Here is a 6,497-nt window from a genome sequence, read left to right on the forward strand (position 1 = left end):
TTTTGAAGGATACCTCGCCCTTCTTTTTGTGAAAAAGTTTCAAGTAAGTAGGTGTTTAACTGTAGAATAAATGTATAAATTTAGAAATTTAGCTGTGAGCTAATACTTTTAACTTTTGATAAGAACGCTTTTTTCGACTTACCAGTTAATCCTTCCGAGATAGGCAAACTTGCCGTTAACGGGTTAACAGGCTTGTTATTAATATGTAATTCAAAGTGCAAATGAGGCCCAGTGGAACGCCCTGTATTTCCTGATAGCCCAATTTGATCACCTTGCTTCACTTGTTGCCCTGGTTTGACTAAAATTTTATCCAAGTGCATATAAGTGGTCATATACTGACGACCATGCCGGATAGCAATATAATTACCCGCTGAACCACTATACTTTGCAATGACCACTTCACCGTTACCAACAGATAATACAGGTGTTCCACGCGATACCGCAAAATCAACACCGTTATGAGGTGCTATTTGTCCTGTAACAGGGTGCAAACGGCGTGGGTTAAATCCAGAAGAAACACGTGCTTTTGTGGCTAAAGGATAACGAAAAAAACTTTGAGATAAGCTGTTACCACTGATGTCATAATATTTACCATCATCAGCTAAAATAGCATAATAATCTCTGGTTCCATTTTTTATACGGACGCCTAGCAACTGGCTATTGGATAAATTTTTACCATGCATTTCTCGTGTTAAAGCAACTGAAAATTTATCACCAACTTGTAATCGACGAAAATCTAAACGCCATTGTAAAGCGCGAGTAATAATACCAATTTCATTACTAGTTAGCCCACTTTTGCGAGCATCAGCAACAAAATTAGTTTTAATATCACCTTTTATAACAATATCTTGTGGCACAACTTCAGCTATTTCGGAACTTTCTACAAATTTATTGCCCGATTTTTCATAGATTCGAATATTATTACTTGATATTGTCCAACTAAAAGTTTGCAAATTATGATTATCATCAGTCGTCCAGCTAATTTGTTGGCCTATTCTTAAATTTGCCAGTTGCTTAAATTTAGTCGTTAACTGATAAATATCATTTCGATTAACATTATAGCGAATTAATATATCATGCAAAGTATCGCCGCGCACAATAGTATATTGCACTGAGTTATCTTTATCATCAACGATATCATCTAATTCATCTTTTACAATTTCATCTTCAGGAACATCTGATGATTCGGTAACAGTAGCTGCTTTCCCATTGACTATCTCGACTCTACCATCATCAGAAAGATAATGAGAGTTATCATTTACAGTAGTTTCAACTTGAGGAGTTAAAGGAACATAAACAGTGCGATCCAAATTAAGTGGACGCCACAGAATGGTAAATAAAATAACAATAAAAAGAACGCCTAATATTGAAAAATAGGGAATGTTAAAATTATTTTTTTCAATATCAGGGGATTTTATTTGTTTTGCCAAAATTAACCTTAACTATTTATTACTAAAACTAATTTTTATCTAAACAATCCAACAGTTGCTGTGTTAGTTTTAATAAAAATTGTGAATATGCATCTTTTGAAAGAGCGATACCTGTTCCTAATGGATTTAATTCTCCAATTCGAACATCTGTCCCATCCACTAATTTTTCAATAACCGCTGGGCTAAACTGTGGTTCACGAAATACACATACAGCTTGGTGTTCTTTGAGCTTTTGCTGAATAGAATAAACTTTTTGAACACCTGGCTGAACTGCTGGATTTATAGTAAAACTACCTAGTTTTTTCAATCCGAACCGTGCCTCAAAATACCCATAAGCATCATGAAACACAAAATACCCTCTATTTTGTACGGTAATTAGTTTTTTTGCAATGTTTTGTTCTGTTTCTGCAAGCTTTATGTTGAATTCGTTTAAATTTTCACCAATCAATGCGCTTTTATTTGGATAAAGCTTGATGAGTTTATCATGAATTGACTGCGCAACAATCTTAGCAATTTCAGGGGAAAGCCAAATATGCTCATCATATTCACCATGCTGGTGATGATGATCTTGAACAGACTCATCATGAGAATGGTTATCTTCCTCCTCCTCATCATCATGGCTAGTACGAAGCAACGCGTTAATTTCTGGTATTACCATTAATTCGATTTGCTTTTGCTTATCAATACTTTTTAGAATTGTTGGCATAAAAGCTTCCATATCTTCACCAACCCAAACCACAAGCTCAGCTGATTTTAGTTTAGCTAAATCAGATGGTTTTAAATAATACGTGTGAGGAGATGCACCATCAGGGAGTAAAATATCAGTATCAGTCACTCCAGAAGCAATGGCTTCAGTGATAAAACCTATCGGTTTGACAGACGAAATAATTTTCGCGTTAGCATAATTAGTGATACTTTGAAGAAATGCTAATGAACTTAGTATCATTAAAAAAGAAGCTAATTGTTTACTATTTCGTACAATATATTTTTTCACATCATTATCCTATATTTATAAATTATGATAGAATAGAACCAATTATTGTTATAATATAACATAACATATTTATAGGCAAGGGCCCCCAACAATATGACGCCATTAATTTCTCTTAATAATATTTCGGTGGAAATTGACCATCAAAAAATATTATATGATGTTTCATTAAGAATACGTCTTAATCAAATTATTACATTATTAGGACCTAATGGTGCGGGTAAATCGACCCTAGTAAAAGTTATTTTGGGATTAGTCCCTTGCACCTCAGGGACAATCGTACGTTCACCTAATTTAACGATTGGCTATGTGCCACAGTCAATCAACCTAAATTCAACACTACCTATTACAGTTAAACGTTTTATGCGCTTAAATAAGCAATTAAATAACGAAGATATACTTAATATATTATCCATGGTAAAAGTTGAATATTTGATCAATAAATCGATGCATCAATTATCAGGTGGTGAATTACAACGTGTTCTACTAGCTCAAGCCTTAGCAAAGAAGCCTCAGTTATTGATTCTTGATGAACCAACTCAAGGCGTAGATGTCAATGGTCAGGTGTTATTATATGATTTAATCACCGATGCAAAAAATCAATTTAATTGTGGTGTATTAATGGTTTCTCATGATCTTCATTTAGTCATGGCAAAAACAGATGAGGTAATCTGTTTAAATCATCATATCTGTTGTTCTGGTACGCCAGCCATCGTTTCTAATGACCCCGAGTTTATTTCTCTTTTTGGCCAATACGGGGCATCACAAATTGCTGTTTATAAACACCATCACACTCACCAACATGATTGTTGCAAATCCTCTATTGATCAAAATAAGACTATTGTTTTGCCTAGTTATGGAAGGAAAAATAATGATTGAGTTACTATTACCATCTTTATTAGCTGGATTATGCTTAACTAGTATAACAGGACCGTTAGGTACTTTCGTTGTTTGGCGTAGGATGTCCTATTTTGGCGATACGTTATCACATGCCGCTTTACTTGGTATCGCATTTGGATTTTTACTGAATATCAATTTATTTTATGCTGTCATTTTTATAACTCTTTTACTCGCCTTAGGATTAATTTGGTTAGAAGCTCAAAAACAACTTCCCATTGATACTTTACTTGGTATTTTAGCTCATAGTGCATTATCGCTTGGCTTGGTAGTAATTAGTTTAATGAGCAATATTCGTATTGATTTAATGGGATACTTATTTGGTGATCTGTTATCAGTAACATATTCAGATCTTTATCAAATTATTATTTGTGTAGCATTTATTGGTGCCTTATTATTTTGGCAATGGAATAACATTTTATTCATTACTGTGAGTGAAGAATTAGCTTTTAGCCATGGAATTAATGTACAGATCACAAAATTACTTTTGACGCTCCTATTAGCGTTAACTATAGGTCTATCGATGAAATTTGTCGGAGCCCTGATTATCACATCTTTGCTTATTATTCCTGCCGCAACAGCCAAATATTATTCGAAAACCCCCGAAACAATGGCATTAGTTGCAATAATAATCGGTATGTTATCAGTTATTGCTGGATTGATATTTTCATTTATTTACGACACACCAACAGGCCCATCAATAGTATTAAGTAATACTTGTCTATTTTTTATATCACTATTTATTTCAAAACTAATTTTAAATAAAAAGAATTGAAAGAATTAAAATCATTGCAAAATTGGATTATTTATTGCGTTTTGTATCCCATTAATAAAATGGTATTAATGGCTTGTTTGATATTTTCTAATATTATAAGAATACAAATCAACATTTTAATAATTAGAAACTATGTCACTTGCAATTATTTATACGCGAGCATCTATTGGAATACAAGCGCCCTTAATAAACGTTGAAGTTCATATTAGTAATGGCCTACCAGGCTTTGTCTTAGTTGGTCTGCCTGAAGCAACAGTTAAAGAGGCTAAAGATCGAGTTAGAAGTGCCATTATTAATAGCGGTTTTACCTTTCCAGCTAAAAAAATAACAGTAAACTTATCTCCAGCAGATCTACCCAAAGAAGGAAGTCGCTTTGATTTACCAATAGCTATTGCTATTCTTGCTGCAACAGAACAAATTCCAACAGATAATTTATTGCATTATGAATTTTTGGGTGAATTAGCCTTGTCAGGAAATATCAGAGCGGTAAAGGGCGCTATTCCTGCTGCAATTTCTTCTAAAAAGAAAAAGCGTACCTTAATAATTTCGGCTGAAAACCAATCTGAGATATCTTTAATTAATCAAAATAATACATTGATTACTAGTAGCTTATTAGAGTTATGTCAGTATTTATCCAAAGAAATTGATTTACCAACAGTCCAATATCGTGAATATTATGATATTGATAATAACTCGGCTAATCTACAAGATATAATCGGACAGGAACATGCAAAACGAGCATTAGAAATTGCAGCAGCAGGTAGTCATAATTTATTATTAATTGGTCCTCCTGGAACAGGAAAAACCATGTTAGCAACTCGTTTAACATCTTTATTACCCCAACTGTCTGATGAAGAGGCACTTGAAAGTGCTGCAATAACCAGTTTAGTTAGTCCAAATGGCTCAATTAAAAACTGGCGTAAAAGACCTTTTAGATCTCCTCACCATAGTGCATCAACCGCTGCACTAGTTGGCGGAGGATCGATACCTAAACCAGGAGAAATTTCACTAGCACATAATGGAGTATTATTTTTAGATGAATTACCTGAATTCAATCGAAAAGTATTGGATGCTTTGAGAGAACCAATTGAATCGGGTGAAATTATCATTTCTAGAGCAAACGCAAAAATAAAATTTCCTGCAAAGTTTCAATTAATAGCTGCAATGAATCCAAGTCCAACAGGACATTATCAAGGAACACATAATAGAACAACACCACAACAAACAATACGCTATTTAAATCGACTTTCAGGACCATTTCTTGATAGGTTTGATATTTCTATTGAAGTACCTTTATTACCTAAAGGTACGCTGAGTCAAAATGCCACTCAATCAGAATCAACTGAAACAGTAAAACAACGAGTTTTACAGGCAAGAAAAATTCAATTTAAAAGAAACAATAAATTAAATAGTCAGTTAACTACAAAAGAAATTCAATGCTATTGTCAGTTATCAAATGAAAATAATGAATATTTAGAGCAAGCGTTAATAAAATTAGGGCTATCTGCTAGGGCATGGCATCGAATATTAAAAGTATCACGCACAATTGCTGATTTAGATTTGTCAAAAAACATAGAACGAAAACACATTTCAGAAGCTTTGAGTTATCGTTCTATGGATCGATTACTAATTCAATTACACAAAAATATCGGTTAAAAGAATTAGTCATCACTATCTACAAAATCATCAGTCACATCAACTTGTGGTTTGCCACCGGATAATGTATGAAACCGTTTTGGTTTATTTATACGAGAAAGATACTTCAACCATGTTTTTTCAAAATCTGTAGATGGCTCTTTTTTACCTTTGCAAACAGCTACAAATGATTTTTCTTCTGCAGTAGATGGATTTCTAGTTTCTGCATCAAGATCTTTAAAAGCACAACCATGCTTTTCTAAAATCAAAGCTTCTTTAATAGTAAAATCCCCATGGCGGGAAAATCCTCTTGGATAATTTTTATTATCAAAAAAACGTTGTTGACTTACAAAACTCTCAGCCATGTTCTATCCTCTAGATTGTAAAAGTATTTGGGCGAGAATTATAATTGACAAAGTTAATCTGTAAACAAAATTCTTTTATTTATATAGATGAAAATGGCTAAATGACTAAAATTAGAGCAAATTATCGTTTTTTTTGGCAGGGGCGGAGAGTCTCGAACTCCCAACACCCGGTTTTGGAGACCGGTGCTCTACCAATTGAACTACGCCCCTAGATAAGGTGGCGGAACGGACGGGGCTCGAACCCGCGACCCCCTGCGTGACAGGCAGGTATTCTAACCAACTGAACTACCGCTCCACCGTATTTGGTGTGTATACATAAAATTTAAAAGTCTGGCGGCACCCTACTCTCACATGGGTAATACCCACACTACCATCGGCACTACGGCGTTTCACTTCTGAGTTCG

6 protein-coding genes and 2 tRNA genes are annotated in these 6,497 nt (G+C 34.2%); 3 read left to right on the forward strand and 5 right to left on the reverse strand.

Features of this window, described 5'->3' with window-relative positions; translation table 11 throughout:
* Nucleotides 1-80 precede the first annotated feature (80 nt).
* Together mepM and znuA are read right to left on the reverse strand one after the other, a co-directional pair.
* A complete protein-coding gene (mepM, locus tag GQ598_RS06150) occupies nucleotides 81-1,430 on the reverse strand; it encodes a murein DD-endopeptidase MepM (RefSeq protein ID WP_160402952.1) in 1,350 nt (449 codons plus the stop codon).
* A gap of 28 nt (nucleotides 1,431-1,458) precedes the next feature.
* Nucleotides 1,459-2,376: a zinc ABC transporter substrate-binding protein ZnuA gene (gene znuA, locus GQ598_RS06155; RefSeq protein ID WP_160402962.1), complete on the reverse strand. Its 918-nt coding sequence runs from the start codon at nucleotides 2,374-2,376 to the stop codon at nucleotides 1,459-1,461.
* A gap of 141 nt (nucleotides 2,377-2,517) precedes the next feature.
* Between znuA and znuC the strand changes: the two genes are divergently transcribed.
* The 3 genes from znuC (at nucleotide 2,518) to GQ598_RS06170 (ending at nucleotide 5,749) form a co-directional block, all read left to right on the forward strand.
* Nucleotides 2,518-3,300 (forward strand): zinc ABC transporter ATP-binding protein ZnuC, encoded by a 783-nt coding sequence (gene znuC / locus GQ598_RS06160; RefSeq protein WP_160402954.1) that lies wholly within the window; start codon nucleotides 2,518-2,520, stop codon nucleotides 3,298-3,300.
* Nucleotides 3,293-4,093, forward strand: coding sequence for a zinc ABC transporter permease subunit ZnuB (znuB, locus tag GQ598_RS06165; RefSeq protein ID WP_091350760.1), 801 nt, complete (start codon nucleotides 3,293-3,295; stop codon nucleotides 4,091-4,093). Before znuC ends, znuB begins: the two co-directional genes overlap by 8 nt.
* A gap of 132 nt (nucleotides 4,094-4,225) precedes the next feature.
* Complete coding sequence (locus tag GQ598_RS06170) at nucleotides 4,226-5,749, forward strand: YifB family Mg chelatase-like AAA ATPase (protein WP_160402956.1); 1,524 nt, start codon at nucleotides 4,226-4,228, stop codon at nucleotides 5,747-5,749.
* A 5-nt stretch (nucleotides 5,750-5,754) separates the two neighbouring features.
* Here GQ598_RS06170 and GQ598_RS06175 read toward each other — a convergent pair whose 3' ends face one another.
* From GQ598_RS06175 to GQ598_RS06185, 3 genes are all read right to left on the reverse strand, one after another.
* On the reverse strand, nucleotides 5,755-6,093 hold the full coding sequence (locus GQ598_RS06175) for a DUF413 domain-containing protein (protein ID WP_091350762.1): 339 nt from the start codon (nucleotides 6,091-6,093) through the stop codon (nucleotides 5,755-5,757).
* 134 nt (nucleotides 6,094-6,227) lie between these two features.
* A tRNA-Trp gene (locus tag GQ598_RS06180) sits at nucleotides 6,228-6,303 on the reverse strand.
* A gap of 8 nt (nucleotides 6,304-6,311) precedes the next feature.
* Nucleotides 6,312-6,388 (reverse strand) — tRNA-Asp (locus GQ598_RS06185).
* Between the last annotated feature and the right edge of the window lie 109 nt (nucleotides 6,389-6,497).

The sequence above is a fragment of the Gilliamella sp. Pas-s95 genome (assembly GCF_009795795.1).
In the GTDB taxonomy this organism is placed as follows: domain Bacteria; phylum Pseudomonadota; class Gammaproteobacteria; order Enterobacterales; family Orbaceae; genus Gilliamella; species Gilliamella bombicola.

Bases quoted from the DNA above. Each gene is read 5' to 3' on its own strand.
- znuC (WP_160402954.1), top strand. From the start codon at position 2,518: ATGACGCCATTAATTTCTCTTAATAATATTTCGGTGGAAATTGACCAT.
- GQ598_RS06175 (WP_091350762.1), bottom strand. From the start codon at position 6,093: ATGGCTGAGAGTTTTGTAAGTCAACAACGTTTTTTTGATAATAAAAAT.
- znuA (WP_160402962.1), bottom strand. From the start codon at position 2,376: ATGATACTAAGTTCATTAGCATTTCTTCAAAGTATCACTAATTATGCT.
- znuB (WP_091350760.1), top strand. From the start codon at position 3,293: ATGATTGAGTTACTATTACCATCTTTATTAGCTGGATTATGCTTAACT.
- GQ598_RS06170 (WP_160402956.1), top strand. From the start codon at position 4,226: ATGTCACTTGCAATTATTTATACGCGAGCATCTATTGGAATACAAGCG.